Here is a 14,947-nt window from a genome sequence, read left to right as displayed (position 1 = left end):
CAGTGAACTGGACTGCCCATGATGGTTGAAAAGAGTCTTACCGAACTGCGCGCCGCGCTGGCCGCCCGGACCGTGTCCGCGGTCGAGCTCGCGCGCGAGTCGCTGGCCGCGATCGAGGCGGCGAGCGAACTCAATGCGTTTATCGGCCTCGACGCCGCGCAGACACTGGCGGCCGCCGAAGCCGCGGATGCACGGCTGGCGCGCGGCGACACGAGCCCCTTGCTCGGCCTGCCGATCGCGCACAAGGACGTGTTCGTCACGCGCGGCTGGAACTCGACGGCCGGCTCGAAGATGCTCGAGGGTTACCGGAGCCCGTTCGATGCGACCGTCGTCGAACGCCTGGCCGCAGCGGGCATGGTCTGCGTCGGCAAGACGAATATGGACGAGTTCGCGATGGGCTCGTCGAACGAGAACTCATACTTCGGCCCCGTGAGGAATCCCTGGGATCGCCGCGCCGTGCCCGGCGGCTCGTCGGGCGGCTCGGCCGCCGCGGTCGCCGCGCGCCTCGTGCCCGCTGCGACCGGCACCGACACAGGCGGCTCGATTCGTCAGCCCGCCTCGTTCACCGGCGTGACCGGGATCAAGCCGACCTATGGCCGCGTATCGCGCTACGGCATGATCGCGTTCGCCTCGTCGCTCGACCAGGGCGGCCCGTTTGCCCGCTCGGCCGAGGACTGCGCCCTGCTGCTCAACGGCATGGCGGGCTTCGACGCGCGCGATTCGACGAGCCTCGAACATCCCGATGAAGACTTCACGCGCCACCTCGGCAAGGGATGGAACGGCAGCGCGGATGCGGCCCGCCCGCTCGCCGGCTTGCGCATCGGCCTGCCCGACGAATATTTCGGCGAAGGACTCGCGCCCGATGTGCGCGCGGCGATCGATGCCGCGCTCAAGGAATATGAAGCGCTCGGCGCGGTGCGCGTGCGCGTCTCGCTGCCGAAGACCGAACTGTCGATCCCGGTCTACTATGTGATCGCGCCCGCCGAAGCCTCGTCGAATCTCTCGCGTTTCGACGGCGTGCGTTTCGGACATCGCGCCGCGCAGTACGGCGACCTGCTCGATATGTACAAGAAATCGCGCAGCGAAGGCTTCGGCGAGGAAGTCAAACGCCGCATTCTGGTGGGCGCCTACGTCCTGTCCCACGGTTATTACGATGCGTATTACCTGCAAGCCCAGAAGATTCGCCGCATCATCGCGAACGATTTCCAGCAGGCCTTCACGCAATGCGATGTGATCATGGGACCGGTCGCACCGACGGTGGCCTGGGACCTTGGCGCGAAGGGCGACGATCCGGTCGCGATGTACCTCGCGGACATCTACACGCTGTCGACCAGCCTCGCGGGCCTGCCGGGCATGAGCGTGCCTTGCGGCTTTGGCGCGAACGGGCGGCCCGTCGGGCTGCAGATCGTCGGCAACTACTTTGACGAAAGCCGGATGCTGCAGGTCGCCGATGCGTTCCAGCAGGCGACGGACTGGCATCTGCGGGCGCCTGTGCCCGCCACGGCGGGAGTATGACTATGCAATGGGAAGTAGTGATCGGCCTCGAGACGCATGCACAGCTCGCGACGGCCTCGAAGATTTTTTCCGGCGCGCCGACGCGTTTCGGCGCCGAGCCGAACACGCAGGCTTCGGTCGTCGACCTTGCGCTGCCTGGCACGTTGCCTGTGATGAACCGCGGCGCAGTCGAGCGGGCCATTCGTTTTGGCCTGTCGATCGGTGCGACGATCGCGCCGCGCTCGATCTTCGCGCGCAAGAATTACTTTTATCCCGACCTGCCCAAGGGCTATCAGATCAGCCAGTATGAGATTCCCGTCGTGCAGGGCGGCTCGCTGACGATCCAGGTCGAAGCGAACGCGAAGACCGGCAAGCCGGCTTACGAAAAGGTCGTCGAGCTCACGCGCGCCCATCTCGAAGAAGATGCGGGCAAGTCGCTGCACGAAGACTTCGAAGGCATGACGGGCATCGACCTGAACCGCGCCGGCACGCCGCTGCTCGAAATCGTCACCGAGCCCGTGATGCGCAGTGCCGCCGAGGCGGTCGCCTACGCGAAGGCCTTGCACACGCTCGTGACCTGGCTCGGCATCTGCGATGGCAATATGCAGGAAGGCTCGTTCCGCTGCGATGCGAACGTCTCGGTCCGGCCGATGGGCCAGGAGGCGTTCGGCACCCGCGCGGAAATCAAGAACCTCAACTCGTTCCGCTTCCTTGAAGAGGCGATCAACTACGAGGTACGCCGCCAGATCGAACTGATCGAGGACGGCGGCACCGTCGTGCAGGAAACGCGCCTCTACGATCCCGATCGCCACGAGACGCGCTCGATGCGCAGTAAGGAAGACGCGCACGACTACCGGTATTTTCCGGACCCCGACCTCATGCCGCTTGCCATCGACGCGGCCTGGATCGAGCGTGTGCGTGCCGAACTGCCCGAACTGCCCGAAACCATGCAGCAGCGCTTTGCGGATCAGTACGGTCTCGCGCGCTACGACGCGGGTGTGCTGACCGCCTCCAAGGCGGCCTCGGCCTACTTCGAGGCAGTCGTCTCGAAGGCCGGCGTCGCGCACGCGAAGACGGCCGCGAACTGGATCATGGGTGAGCTCGCCTCGCAACTGAACCGCGAGGGGCTCGAGATCGATGCCTGCCCCGTCAGTGCGGCGCAGCTCGCCGGCCTGATCTCGCGGATCGCCGACGGCACGGTCTCGAACAAGATCGCCAAGGAAGTCTTCCAGGCGATCTGGGACGAGCGCGCGAGCGACGACGGCGCGGCGGACCGCATCATCGAGGCAAAAGGCCTGCGCCAGATCTCGGATACGGGCGAACTCGAGAAGATCATCGACGATGTGCTCGCGGCCAATGCCAAGTCGGTCGAGGAATTCCGCGCGGGCAAGGAAAAGGCGTTCAACGCCCTGGTCGGGCAGGCGATGAAGGCGACCAAGGGCAAGGCCAATCCGCAGCAGGTCAACGATTTGCTCAGGCAGAAGCTCACGGGGTGATCCTCACGATCGCGGCACCTTATCCCTGCAATACGTACCAGGAGTAGCCATGTCGAAGCCAAAGCTGGACGATTTCCGCGTACCGTATTTCAACGACAAGACCGCCGACAAGGACATCTCGAAGCAGCGCTTCGAGTTGGCAGCCTATGACTGCGCCGCGAAACCCTTCTCGACCGGGTCGAAGGACGGCGACCGGCAGGCGCTCGCCGAAATCGGCGCCGAGCTCGATGTGCTGCAGGATCGCATGCATGCGCAGACACGCGAACGCGTGCTGCTCGTCTTGCAAGGCATGGATACGAGCGGCAAGGACGGCACCATCCGTGCCGTGTTCCACGAGGTCGATCCGCTCGGACTGCGCATTGCCGCGTTCCGTGCGCCGACGCTCGACGAAGGCGCGCACGATTTCCTCTGGCGCATCCATCGTTACACGCCCGCGGGTGGCGAGCTCGCCGTGTTCAACCGCAGCCACTACGAGGATGTGCTCGTGCCGCGCGTGCTCGGGGCCCTCGACGAGAAGGCACTGCAACGCCGATACGGACACATCCGCGCCTTCGAATCGTTGCTCGTCGACAGCAACACGACCATCGTCAAATGCTTCCTTCATATTTCGAAGGACGAACAGCGCGAGCGTCTGCAGGCACGCGTGGACGATCCGACCAAGCACTGGAAGTTCGACCCGAGCGATCTCGACGCCCGCAAGCAATGGGACGACTACCAGATTGCCTATGCGGATGCGCTCGCCGCAACGTCGACACCCGAGGCGCCGTGGTATGTGATTCCGGCTGATTCGAAATCACATCGCAATCTCATGGTCGCGACGATCCTCGCCGAAACGATGCGCAAGCTCGATCTGCAGTATCCACCGGGCAAGGTCGCACTCGCGGGCGTGAAGGTCGAATAGGCGGATCGCAAACTCCGCGACAAGTCACTACGCACAACAAGTACAAAGGATCATTGCATGTTGAAGATCGTCGCAGCCAACCTGAACGGGATCCGGTCGGCTGCCAGGAAGGGCTTTTTCGACTGGTTCGGCTCGCATCAGGCCGATATCGTCTGTGTCCAGGAGCTCAAGGCTCAGCAAGACGACATGACCCCCGAGTTCCTTGCACCCCATGGCTATCGAGGCTACTTCCAGCACGCGGTCAAGAAGGGCTATAGCGGTGCGGGTCTCTATGCGCGGCACGAACCCGATGATTTCATCATCGGCTTCGGCAGTGAGGAATTCGATGCCGAGGGCCGCTATGTCGAAGTGCGTTACGGCAAGCTCTCCGTCGTCTCGGTCTACGTGCCGTCGGGCTCGAGTTCGGAAGAACGGCAGCAGGCAAAGTTCCGCTTCATGGCCGCGTTCATGCCACATCTGATGGCGCTCAAGGAGACGCGCGAGGTCGTCCTGTGCGGCGACATCAACATCGCACACAAGGAAATCGACCTCAAGAACTGGAAAGGCAATCTGAAGAACTCGGGCTTCCTCCCCGAGGAGCGGGCATGGCTGACCGAACTGTTCGACAAGGTCGGCTATGTCGACGTGCATCGCTCGCTCGACCCGCGCGCCGAACAGTACACGTGGTGGAGCCAGCGCGGCCAGGCCTATGCGAAGAACGTCGGGTGGCGCATCGACTACCAGATCGCGACGCCGGCGGTCGCCGCCCAGGCGAAAACGGTGTCGGTCTTCAAGGACGTCAAGTTCAGCGACCACGCGCCGCTGACCATCGAGTACGACTGGAACCTCGGATAGCCTCGACCATGCTCGAACTTGCGAATATCGACCTGCGCTCCGATCCGCAGGCGCGCGAATATGTGAAAGTCGAAGTCGTCGCGGTCGTCTTCGCGCCCGCGGCCGGCGAGTTGATCAGCCGCGAGGGGCCGAATCGCTATCGTGCGGGGGACGCGCTGATCACCGGCTCGACCGGCGATCGCTGGAGCGTGTCGCGCGAGCGCTTCGATCTCAAGTACGAACCCGTCGCGCCGGGCCTGCCGGGCGGCGACGGCCCCCACCGCGCCAAACCGCTGCCGGTCCTTGCCAGGCAGATGGCCGAACCGTTCACGATCGCCCGCGAGGCGGGAGGCGACCTGCTCAAGGGACTCGCGCACGACTGGGTAATGCAGTACGCACCGGGCGATTACGGGGTGGTCGAGAACGCCCGGTTTCAGCAGGTCTATCGCGCTCAGTTCGACCGCTTGCCATAGGCAGGCAAGGCATTGACCGAAAGGTGCACGGCCTTCGCGTAGAGTGCGAGCATGTCGACTTGACGCCGGCGCAGGTCGTCGAGCCGGCCCGCCGTCACGGGATGCTCCGCCGCGAGTTCGACGGGCATGCGCCGGTCGAGTGCCGCGACGCGCTGCCAGAATGCGAGCGCGGCGCGTGGATCGTAGCCCGCGCGCGCAGCGATCTCGGTGCCGATCACATCGGCTTCGCGCTCGTCGTCGGCGCTGTAGCGCACATCGGGGAAACCGACCCCCGTATCGAAATCGAAGTCCGTGATGCCGAACAACTGCGGCGCGCTGGGTGTGCCACGGTATTGGCGCAGCATGCGATCGTCGATCATCACGCGTGCATGCTGACGCAGTGCATGCGCGATCTCGTGGCCGATGAGCATCGCGATCTCATCGTCCGACGGACGCAGCCGTTCCAGCAGCCCCGTGAAGACGACGACCTTGCCGCCCGGCATGCAATACGCGTCGAGCCGCGGCGCACGCACGAGGTTGACTTCCCAGTTCCAGTTGCGCGAGCGGTCGTTCCATTTGAGCGCGTAAGGCATCAGGCTGTCGACTACGGCCTGCACACGCCTCACGCGTGAGTCGGTTTGCGGCAGCAGGCGCCGCTGCACGGTCGCATCGGCGATCAGTTGCCGGTATTCGATCGCCGCGATCTGCTCGAGCATCGCATCGGCCGCGCCTCCGCGCATCGCCATCGGATTGCCGACCCGCAGATCGCCATTCGGATCGCGGCTGTCGAGATGCGGCATCTCCTCCGCGCCCAGGACACTCGCGTCGGCACCGGCGCCCGACACGAGCGATGCGGCAACACAGGCGGCCACGGTGAACAGGCTGCCGAACAGTCGGCCAGTGATCTTCATCGACGCGCGCTCCACGGTGCGACTCGGGGCAACAGCAGCATGCCCGGCACACCGAGCGCAACGCAGGCCAGGAAAAACTCGAACCAGCCGATCTGCGCGACGGCGAAGCCTGCGCCTGCATTCGCAAAGGTGCGCGGCACCGACGCAAGACTCGTGAACAAGGCGAACTGTGTCGCGGTATAGCGTGGATCGGTCGCGCGGGCGATGTAGGCCGTGAACGCGGCGGTACCGAGGCCTGCTGCACCGGCTTCGAGCGCGATCACGATCGCCAGCCCGGTCGGTGTCGGGCCATGATGTGCGAGCCACGCGAATCCGAGCGACGACACCATCTGAAGCACACCGAAGATCCAGAGCCCACGGTTGATCCCGAGCCGGACCAGCCAGATTCCGCCGATCAGGCCGCCGGCCAGGCTCGCCCAGAAGCCCACCGTCTTGGCGATCACGCCAATCTCGGTCTTCGTGAAGCCGAGATCGAGATAGAACGAGGTCGCAAGCGAGGTCGACATGCTGTCGCCGAGCTTGTACAGGAAGATAAAGCCGAGCACGAGCACGGCCCCGCGCCAGCCGTCGCGCGCGAGGAATTCACGGAATGGCAGCACGACAGCCTGTTCGAGCGTTTTCGGCGGTGTGCCCCGAACCTCGGGCTCATCGATCACCAGGGTCATGACGATGCCGGGCAGCATGAAGGCTGCCGTGACGAGGAAGACGGTCGACCAGGGCAAGTGGTCGGCTAGGATCAGCGAGAGCGAACCGGGCACGAGTCCGGCCACCTTATAGGCGTTGACGTGAATCGCCGTGCCGAGGCCCTGCTCGCGATCGGGCAGCAGCTCGCGCCGGTAGGCGTCGAGGACGATGTCCTGGCTTGCGCTGAAAAAAGCGAGCAGCGCGGCCAGCGCCGCGATCGTCCAGAGCGCATCGTGCGGTGAGAGAAAACCCATCGCGGCAATCGCCGCCGTCACCAGCAACTGGGTGATCAGCATCCAGCCACGCCGCCGCCCTGGACGCCAAATTCGCAGCGAGGGCACGAACCGGTCCATCAGCGGCGCCCAGATGAATTTCCAGGTATAGGGAAACTGGATCAGCGCAAAAAGGCCAATCGCCTGTAGATCGACGCCCGACGAGCGCAACCATGCCTGAACGAGATTGATCAGGACAAACAACGGCAGGCCCGATGTGAAGCCGAGAAAGATGCAGATCAGCATCCGCCGGTTCAGATAGACGCGCCAGCCGCCGGGGTCGGCATCGCCCGTGGCGACGCTCGCCGCGGGCGTCGATGCGGTAGCCAGCGTGTCTTCTTGCGCAGAGGTCATGCGGTATGGATGGCGGTGTTCAAGGTGCGCGTGTCACCCGGTAGACCGCAAGGCTACCACGCCAGTTGTGGCCCCAGCTGATTGTGACGCCGTTATGAAGCACCGCGCGGTCTAGAATCCGCACGCCCGCTTCGGGCGCGAGCGCCTCGAAATCGCGGATCGTCAGCACCCGGACGTTCGGTGTGTTGTACCACTGATAGGGCAAGGTCTTCGAGACCGGCATGCGGCCGCCCAGGATCGACATCCGGTGCGGCCAGTACCCGAAATTCGGAAACGAGACGATCGCCTCCTTCGCGACGCGGACCGTCTCGCGCAGGATTGCCGCGGTCTGGTGAATCGTCTGCAACGTTTGCGAAAGAATGGCGAGATCGAAGCTCTGGTCCTCGAACAGGCGCAGGCCGTCCTCGAGGTTCTGCTGGATCACGTGCACGCCCTTGCGCGCGGCCTCGAGCACGCCCGCATCGTTGATCTCGATGCCGTAGCCGTGCACGTCGAGCTCTTCGCCAAGCAGCGCGAGCAGCGAACCGTCGCCGCAGCCGAGGTCAAGCACGTTCGAGCCGGGCTCGACCCAGCGTGCGATGACACGGAAGTCCGCGCGGGGCGTCAGGTTGTCGATGACCTTTCGGTAGCTTTCCCGGTTCATGCGCCGACCTCCTCGGCAATCCGCTCGTAATACGCGCGGACCAGGTTGTGATAGCGCGGATCGTCGAGCAGGAAGGCATCGTGACCGTGCGGCGCGTCGATCTCGCCATAGGTGACCGCGCGCTTGTGGTCGAGCAGCGCCTTGACGATCTCGCGCGATCGCGCGGGGGCGAAACGCCAGTCAGTGCCGAACGAGATCACGAGGTATTGCGCGCTCGTGCCGGCCAGCGCCGCGGTCAGGTTGCCGTCGTAAGCCTTGGCGGGATCGAAATAGTCGAGCGCGCGCGTGATCAGCAGATAGGTGTTCGCGTCGAAGAAGTCGGCAAACTTGTCGCCCTGGTAGCGCAGATATGACTCGACTTCGAACTCGACCTCGAAATTGAAGTTGTAGGCATCGAGCGCCCCCTCGGCGCGCCGCAGTGCGCGGCCGAACTTCGAGGCCATGTCGTCGTCGGACAGATAAGTGATATGGCCGATCATCCGCGCGACGCGCAGGCCGCGGCGCGGCTTGATGTTATGCGCGTAGTAGTCGCCGCCGTGAAAATCGGGATCGGACAGGATCGCTGAACGCGCGACTTCGTTGAAGGCAATGTTCTGCGCTGAAAGCTTCGGAGTCGAGGCGACGATGATGCAGTGGCCGACGCGCTCCGGATACAGGATGCTCCAGGCAAGCGCCTGCATGCCGCCCAGGCTGCCGCCCATGACAGCGGCGAACCGGTCGATGCCGAAGGCATCGGCGACGCGGGCCTGCGCATTGACCCAATCCTCGACGGTGACCACCGGGAAACGCGCACCATAAGGCCTGCCGGTCAACGGGTCGAGGCTCATCGGGCCGGTCGAGCCGAAACACGAGCCGAGGTTGTTGACCCCGATCACGAAGAAGCGGTTGGTGTCGAGCGGCTTGCCCGGACCGACCATATTGTCCCACCAGCCGAGGTTTTGCGGATCGTCCGCGTAGTGGCCCGCGACGTGGTGCGAGGCGTTCAGGGCATGACAAACCAGTACGGCATTCGAACGCTCTGCGTTGAGTGTGCCGTACGTCTCGATCGTCAGACTGTAGTGGGAGATCGAGCTGCCGCTTTGTAAATGCAGCGGCTCGGCGAACTCCATTTGACGAGGAACAACAATGCCGATTGATAAATCCATGACCCCACCCAAAGGTGGCTAAAGCGTCGGCTGTTGCAGGCGGTGTCCACCGCCGACGACCGCTTTAGCCGAATTTGTCCGAACCTCCACGCGGTCGAAACCGCCCGGAAGTTCACGCGCCCGCAATCGTGTCATCAAATCGGCGCGTTTACTCAGGTTCTCAGTATAGCCGATGGCAGCGGCCCGGCGCTCGGCCGCCGGTGACAAAGGGTGCTGTCCGCTCGATGCCAGCTTGATGCCCACCGATCAGTTCAGCATGATCCGGATCATCGCGTCGGCCTGCTCGCCCGGCAGCTTCGTGAAGCCGGTCTTCGCATAGCGCTGCCAGCGGCCGAGCACGAAACTGATCACGAGATTCGCGCGCTGGGCGGGATCGTAGTCCGGTGGTAGAGGCACGTCCTTCGAACTGACCGCGACTTTCAGGCACTGGCGCAGCGACGCTTCGATCCGGTCGATGGTCTGGTTGATCCGCTCGTTGAGCCGCTCGTGTTCGCCGACCAGTGCTTCACCGGTCAGCACGCGCGTCATGCCGGGATTCTTCTCGGCAAAGCCGAGCAGCATCGTCACGATTGCACGGACCTGGAGGATGCCGTTGTCTTCCTTGCCGGTGATCTGGTTGATCAGCCCGAACACCGTCTGTTCGATGAATTCGATGAGCCCCTCGAACATCTGGGCCTTGCTCGCGAAGTGGCGATAAAGCGCCGCCTCCGAGACAGACAGCCGCGCGGCGAGCGCCGCGGTCGTGATCTTTTCGCTTTTCGGGGCTTCGAGCATCGCGGCGAGCGTCTGCAGGATCAGCACGCGCCGCTCGCCGGGCTTGAGCCGCGGCGCACGCCCCGTGGCGGCCCGCGCCGGCTGGCCGCTGTCCGCCGGGTCGGGACGGCCTTCCCCGTTAGCGGCAGCGTCTTCTGAGATTGTGTGCTGCATAGTGGTCGCCTCGTTGTTCGCCAGAGCGTGGCCGCCGCCCGAGTGCCTGGACGGCGCGGCGAGCATGTTGTTCAGAGCGATTTTATCGAACGAATACGTCGGTCGATATAGTGCGGTCGTCCGCTTTCGCCGCGGCGCTGGGCGTGACCGCCCGAGGCGTCGGCTGACGGATGCCTGACATCGGGCCCCATGGTAGCCCCTTCGGCGAACCCCTCGCCGGGCGCTTCGAATTGACGTTGCGCGAGCTCTCCCGCGAGTCCCAGGTCTGCGTCAGGGTTGGCGTTCGGGTCGGCATCTCCCGCGAGCCTTTCGGCGCGCTGCGCACCGAACACATTGGCAAGCTCTTCCACGCGGCGCGCACCGTGCAGGTGGCCAACCATCCACACGGTCTTGAGGCCCGTGCGACGGTATGCCTTGAGATGCGAGCGCGTATCCTCGACCAGCACGGCATCGCGATGGCGCGCCTGGAGCGCGCGCAGCGTACGCCGCAGCATGCCGTGGTCGGGCTTGGATTGCCAGCCGCGCCGGTCGCGCATCTGCTCGACCGCGATCACGCGCTCGAACACCTTGCGAATGCCGAGCAGGCCGAGCACCTCGGTCGCATAGGTCAGCGGTGCATTGGTGAACAGGACCTTGCGGCCGGGCAGGCGCCGCAGCGTCCGCGCCAGGCCGCGTTCGGTACGGACCAACCCGGACAGCGAGTCGAAGTGATGGACCTCGTCGAGAAACGCCGCGGCATCGATACCGTGGCGGCGCATCAGGCCGACAAGCACCGTGCCATAGCGGCGCGTGTAGTCCGTGCGCAGCGCATCGGCTTCGGCGCGATCGAGCCCGAGTTCCCGCATGATGAAGTCCGTCATCGCGATATTGATGCGGGGAAAGATCGCGTAGGACGCGTGATGCAGCGTGTTGTCTAGATCGAACAACCAGACCGGACGGCCGGGCTGACGCCGCACACGTCCGGGTTTCGATATCTTCACGGGCGCCGTGCTCAATGCGAGCGGATCATGGTCCCGAACGGCTGCTCGGTCAGGATCTCAAGCAGCACCGAATGCTCGATCCGGCCATCGACGATATGCACCGAACGCACTCCGCTCTTGGCGGCATCGAGCGCCGACGAGATCTTCGGCAGCATGCCGCCCGAGATCGTGCCATCGGCAAACAGCGCATCGATCTCGCGCGCCGACAGATTGGTCAGCAGATTGCCCGCCTTGTCCATCACGCCCGGAATATTGGTCATCATCAAGAGCTTTTCGGCGTTCAGTACGACGGCGAGCTTGCCGGCCACGAGGTCGGCGTTGATGTTGTACGACCGGCCTTCGCCGTCGAAGCCGATCGGCGAGATCACCGGGATGAACGCATCGTCCTGGAGCGCCTTGACGACCGCCGGATTGATCGCCTCGACTTCGCCGACCAGGCCGATGTCGAGAAACTCGCCGGGCCTGTCACGGTCCGGCATCATGAGCTTGCGCGCATGGATCAGGCCGCCGTCCTTGCCGGTGAGGCCCACGGCCTGGCCACCGTAGTGATTGATCAGCATGACGATGTCCTGCTGGACTTCGCCGCCGAGCACCCACTCGACCACTTCCATCGTTTCTTCGTCGGTCACGCGCATGCCCTGGACGAATACGCCCGCCTTGCCGACCTTCTTGAGCGCCTGGTCGATCTGCGGCCCGCCGCCGTGCACGATGACCGGGTTGATCCCGACCAGCTTGAGCAGGATCACGTCGCGCGCGAAGCCCTGCTTGAGGCGTTCCTCCGTCATCGCGTTGCCGCCGTACTTGATTACGATGGTCTTACCGTGGTACTGCCGAATGTAAGGCAGTGCCTCAGCGAGGATTTCGGCCTTCAGAACGGGCGCAATTTGCGAAAGATCGGGCAGGGCGGACATAGCGGCGCTCGAAAAGACAGGGGTCAAAATGCGCGAATTGTACAGGACTGTGATGACAGAAGGATGCTTGCCCGGCAAGGGGCGCCCCGCTAGAGTGACTGCAAACCGGAGCTGCCTCATGATCGACGCTGAAACACTGCGAGCGCTGCGCGGCCAGCTCGTCAAATTCGCGCGCATCCAGCTGCGCAACGACGCCTGGGCCGACGATGTCGTCCAGGAGACGCTCATCGCCCTGGTCGAGGCGCCCGAGCGCTTCGCGGGCAGGTCGTCGCTGAAGACCTATTCGATCGGCATTCTCAAGCACAAGATCATCGATGCGCTCCGTGCGGGCGGGCGCGAGGTGTCGCTCTCGGCGTTTGACGGCGACGACGGTGACGGCGGCGCACAGGAAGATCTGCTCAGCTTCGACAGCCTGTTCGACCACACGGGCCACTGGCGCGACGCGCCTCGCGACTGGAACGAGCCCGACACGCAACTGCAGCGCAAACAGTTTTTCGAGATCCTCGAGCTCTGTGTCGACAAGCTGCCGCCGAAGATTGCCCGTATTTTCATGATGCGCGAGTGGCTCGAGCTCGACACCGAAGAAATCTGTAAGGAGCTCGGCATCACGCCGACCAACGCTTGGGTCATGCTATATCGCGCAAGGATGCGGTTGCGCGAATGCCTGCAATTGAACTGGTTCGGCGAACCCGTCGCGCCCGCCTCCACCGCGCCGACATGATGAAGATCAAACTGCATTGCCGTCACGCACACCGGCTCGTCATCGAATCGATGGATCGGACGCTGTCCTGGCGCGAGCGCGTGCAACTGCGCTTGCATCTGATGGCCTGCGATATGTGCTCGTCCTTCGTTCAGGAGATCGGCGTGCTACGCCGATCGATCCGGCAATGGGGGCGCGACGATTGAACGAGCGTGGCGGGTGTACGCAAGTGATGCAGGCAGGCAGGCACCGGCGCAACCACGGATCGTTATCGTGCGGGTCGACCCCGGCGGCTTGTGTGCGACAAATTGCCGCACTCGTCGACCCTGCGCGAGTTTGGGGATTTGAACCGTTACACTGGACAGATGAGCCGCTTCAATAACAGTCCGCGCGTCAATTTGCGCCAGCTGTTTTGGCTTCGGTGCCTGGCGATCGCCGGCCAGCTGCTGACGATCGCATCTGTGCAGATCCTGCTGGGCGTACATTTGCCGCTCGCGGCGATGCTGTTCGTCGTCGCGCTCGAAGCGCTCTTCAACGTATCGACATTCTGGCGCGCGAACCAGGTCCGCACCGAAAGCGATGTCGAATTGTTCGGCCAGTTGTTCGTGGATCTCGGCACCCTGTCGGCGCTGCTGTTCCTCTCAGGCGGTTCGACCAACCCGTTCGTCTCGCTCTATCTGCCAGCGCTCGCGATCGCCGCGGCCGTGTTGCCCTGGACGCTTGCACTGATCCTTGCGGCGTTCGCACTGGGTTGTTACGGACTGCTGGAGTTCGAATCCATCCCGCTGAATGTCAGGGAGCCGGCCAATCTGTTCGGCTATTACCGCACGGGTGCGTGGGTCAACTTCGTCGTCAGTGTCGGACTGATTGCCTGGTTCGTCGCGCGCATGTCGAGGACGTTGCGGGCACGTGATGCGGCGCTGGCGAGCGCGCAGCAGCAACTGCTCCGCGACGAGCGGGTCGTCGCGCTCGGTGCGCAGGCCGCCAGCATCGCACATGAGATGAGCACGCCGCTGTCGACCATCTCCTTGCTCGCCGAGGAACTCCGGATCGCGGCAAATGCCGGTGACGACAGGGGACTTGCGGGATACCGCGACGATCTGCGGATTCTCGAGCAGCAGATCAGCCTGTGCCGTTCGGCGCTCGCGCGATTGCAATCGCGCGCGGCGCTGCCCGACCGGCAATGGCTGGGACGCTGGTTGCACGGTTTCGCGCAGCAATGGCGGCTGCGTCATCCGCATGTCCAATTCGGGCTGCGCTGCAGGGTCGAGTTCGATCATGTCCGCATCGAGGATACGGTCGCCGTGGGCCAGACCCTGACGATCCTGCTGGACAATGCGGCACACGTGAGCCGTGCCTGGGTCTCGCTGACGGTCGACCGGCTCGAAGACCGCCTGACGCTGAGCGTCGAGGACCGCGGGCCGGGCATTCCCGCCACGTTGCGCGCACAACTCGGCAAGATGCCCGTGGCGAGCAGGCAGGGCGGTCATGGCGTGGGCCTCTATCTCGCCTTCGTGACGGCTGCGCGGCTCGGCGGCGAAATAGAACTCGACGATGCCGTGCCGCACGGCACGCGTGCGACGCTGACGTTGCCATTGTCGATCCATGCGCATGAGACGGCGCAGGTTGAGTAGCGATCGCGGATGGGCGATTGCGCATGATGAAGAGGAAATGGCGTGAGATGAACAATGCGAACTTTCTCGTCATCGATGACGATACGGTCTTCGCCGGGGTGCTGGCCCGCGGCCTGACGCGGCGCGACTATGTGGTCCATGAAGCACATGACGGTGCAACCGCCCTGCGCCTCGTCAACTCGATGTCGTTCGGGCAGATCACGGTCGATCTGAACCTCGGCACCGACTCGGGCCTCGCGCTGATCGGCACGCTGCGCAGCGTGCAGCCGCGCGCGCGGATCCTGGTGCTGACGGGCTTTGCGAGCATTGCGACCGCCGTGCAGGCCGTCAAGGACGGCGCAGACAACTACCTCGCGAAGCCCGCGAACGTGGAGATGATTCTCGAGGCCTTGCAGGGCAACGCGAGCGTCGTGAAGGCGGAGGAAGAACTCGAACGCGCGACGCCGCTTTCGGTCGCCCGGCTCGAATGGGAACATATCCAGCGTGTGCTCGCGGACAACGACGGCAATGTGTCAGCTACCGCGCGCGCGCTGAACATGCATCGGCGCACTTTGCAGCGCAAATTGTCGAAACGGCCGGTCAGGCAATGACCGGCCCCGGCCAGTCCCGACATCGCGACTGAGGCCTGAG

Annotated in this window: 16 protein-coding genes and 1 pseudogene; 9 read left to right on the top strand and 8 right to left on the bottom strand. The window is 64.3% G+C overall.

Translation table 11 applies throughout. From position 1 onward, the window contains the following. Nucleotides 1-21: 21 nt before the first annotated feature. The 5 genes from gatA to HV670_RS03705 are packed head-to-tail and all read left to right on the top strand — an operon-like array spanning nucleotide 22 to nucleotide 5,177. Nucleotides 22-1,515 carry an Asp-tRNA(Asn)/Glu-tRNA(Gln) amidotransferase subunit GatA gene (gatA, locus tag HV670_RS03725; protein ID WP_175103370.1) on the top strand — a complete coding sequence of 498 codons (1,494 nt, stop codon included), beginning with the start codon at nucleotides 22-24 and terminating at the stop codon, nucleotides 1,513-1,515. Next, on the top strand, nucleotides 1,512-2,990 hold the full coding sequence (gene gatB / locus HV670_RS03720) for an Asp-tRNA(Asn)/Glu-tRNA(Gln) amidotransferase subunit GatB (protein ID WP_175103279.1): 1,479 nt from the start codon (nucleotides 1,512-1,514) through the stop codon (nucleotides 2,988-2,990). Before gatA ends, gatB begins: the two co-directional genes overlap by 4 nt. 49 nt (nucleotides 2,991-3,039) lie before the next feature. Beyond that, the gene (locus HV670_RS03715; RefSeq protein ID WP_175103278.1) at nucleotides 3,040-3,891 is read left to right on the top strand and encodes a PPK2 family polyphosphate kinase; all 852 of its coding nucleotides are present in this window, start codon (nucleotides 3,040-3,042) and stop codon (nucleotides 3,889-3,891) included. A gap of 57 nt (nucleotides 3,892-3,948) precedes the next feature. Further along, nucleotides 3,949-4,725 (top strand): exodeoxyribonuclease III, encoded by a 777-nt coding sequence (locus tag HV670_RS03710; protein ID WP_175103277.1) that lies wholly within the window; start codon nucleotides 3,949-3,951, stop codon nucleotides 4,723-4,725. A gap of 8 nt (nucleotides 4,726-4,733) precedes the next feature. After that, complete coding sequence (locus HV670_RS03705; protein ID WP_175103276.1) at nucleotides 4,734-5,177, top strand: PGDYG domain-containing protein; 444 nt, start codon at nucleotides 4,734-4,736, stop codon at nucleotides 5,175-5,177. Here the strand turns inward: HV670_RS03705 and HV670_RS03700 are convergent. The 8 genes and pseudogenes from HV670_RS03700 to argB form a co-directional block, all read right to left on the bottom strand. Continuing rightward, nucleotides 5,156-6,067, bottom strand: a complete 912-nt coding sequence (locus HV670_RS03700) for a M48 family metallopeptidase (RefSeq protein WP_175103275.1) — start codon at nucleotides 6,065-6,067, stop codon at nucleotides 5,156-5,158. The two genes, HV670_RS03705 and HV670_RS03700, sit on opposite strands and share 22 nt — an antisense overlap. Further along, the gene (locus HV670_RS03695) at nucleotides 6,064-7,377 is read right to left on the bottom strand and encodes an AmpG family muropeptide MFS transporter (RefSeq protein ID WP_175103274.1); all 1,314 of its coding nucleotides are present in this window, start codon (nucleotides 7,375-7,377) and stop codon (nucleotides 6,064-6,066) included. The genes HV670_RS03700 and HV670_RS03695 overlap by 4 nt, the downstream gene beginning before the upstream one ends. Nucleotides 7,378-7,396: 19 nt before the next feature. Beyond that, nucleotides 7,397-8,020 (bottom strand): methionine biosynthesis protein MetW, encoded by a 624-nt coding sequence (gene metW, locus HV670_RS03690; RefSeq protein ID WP_175103273.1) that lies wholly within the window; start codon nucleotides 8,018-8,020, stop codon nucleotides 7,397-7,399. Then, nucleotides 8,017-9,165: a homoserine O-succinyltransferase MetX gene (gene metX / locus HV670_RS03685; RefSeq protein ID WP_175103272.1), complete on the bottom strand. Its 1,149-nt coding sequence runs from the start codon at nucleotides 9,163-9,165 to the stop codon at nucleotides 8,017-8,019. The genes metW and metX overlap by 4 nt, the downstream gene beginning before the upstream one ends. 18 nt (nucleotides 9,166-9,183) lie before the next feature. Next, nucleotides 9,184-9,408 (bottom strand): hypothetical protein, encoded by a 225-nt coding sequence (locus HV670_RS03680; RefSeq protein ID WP_175103271.1) that lies wholly within the window; start codon nucleotides 9,406-9,408, stop codon nucleotides 9,184-9,186. A 3-nt stretch (nucleotides 9,409-9,411) separates the two neighbouring features. Then, nucleotides 9,412-10,092 carry a nucleoid occlusion factor SlmA gene (slmA, locus tag HV670_RS03675; RefSeq protein WP_175103270.1) on the bottom strand — a complete coding sequence of 227 codons (681 nt, stop codon included), beginning with the start codon at nucleotides 10,090-10,092 and terminating at the stop codon, nucleotides 9,412-9,414. A gap of 359 nt (nucleotides 10,093-10,451) precedes the next feature. Continuing rightward, nucleotides 10,452-11,087 (bottom strand): annotated as a pseudogene (locus tag HV670_RS03670) (pyrimidine 5'-nucleotidase); the annotation flags it as partial. Next, nucleotides 11,084-11,983, bottom strand: a complete 900-nt coding sequence (argB, locus tag HV670_RS03665; RefSeq protein ID WP_175103268.1) for an acetylglutamate kinase — start codon at nucleotides 11,981-11,983, stop codon at nucleotides 11,084-11,086. The gene argB and the pseudogene HV670_RS03670, both read right to left, overlap by 4 nt. A gap of 118 nt (nucleotides 11,984-12,101) precedes the next feature. On the opposite strand from argB, the gene HV670_RS03660 reads away from it, so the two are divergent. From HV670_RS03660 to HV670_RS03645, 4 genes are all read left to right on the top strand, one after another. Then, on the top strand, nucleotides 12,102-12,704 hold the full coding sequence (locus tag HV670_RS03660; protein ID WP_246256952.1) for a sigma-70 family RNA polymerase sigma factor: 603 nt from the start codon (nucleotides 12,102-12,104) through the stop codon (nucleotides 12,702-12,704). Beyond that, nucleotides 12,701-12,889, top strand: coding sequence for a zf-HC2 domain-containing protein (locus HV670_RS03655; RefSeq protein ID WP_175103266.1), 189 nt, complete (start codon nucleotides 12,701-12,703; stop codon nucleotides 12,887-12,889). Before HV670_RS03660 ends, HV670_RS03655 begins: the two co-directional genes overlap by 4 nt. A 159-nt stretch (nucleotides 12,890-13,048) precedes the next feature. Beyond that, nucleotides 13,049-14,317, top strand: coding sequence for an ATP-binding protein (locus HV670_RS03650; protein WP_175103369.1), 1,269 nt, complete (start codon nucleotides 13,049-13,051; stop codon nucleotides 14,315-14,317). Nucleotides 14,318-14,364: 47 nt separating this feature from the next. Then, the gene (locus HV670_RS03645; RefSeq protein WP_175103368.1) at nucleotides 14,365-14,907 is read left to right on the top strand and encodes a response regulator transcription factor; all 543 of its coding nucleotides are present in this window, start codon (nucleotides 14,365-14,367) and stop codon (nucleotides 14,905-14,907) included. The last annotated feature ends 40 nt before the right edge of the window (nucleotides 14,908-14,947 follow it).

It is taken from the genome of Pararobbsia alpina (assembly GCF_902859895.1).
Lineage (GTDB): Bacteria > Pseudomonadota > Gammaproteobacteria > Burkholderiales > Burkholderiaceae > Pararobbsia > Pararobbsia alpina.
The sequence above is the reverse complement of the archived record's forward strand: the minus strand, read 5'-3'. Positions and strand labels throughout refer to the sequence as shown.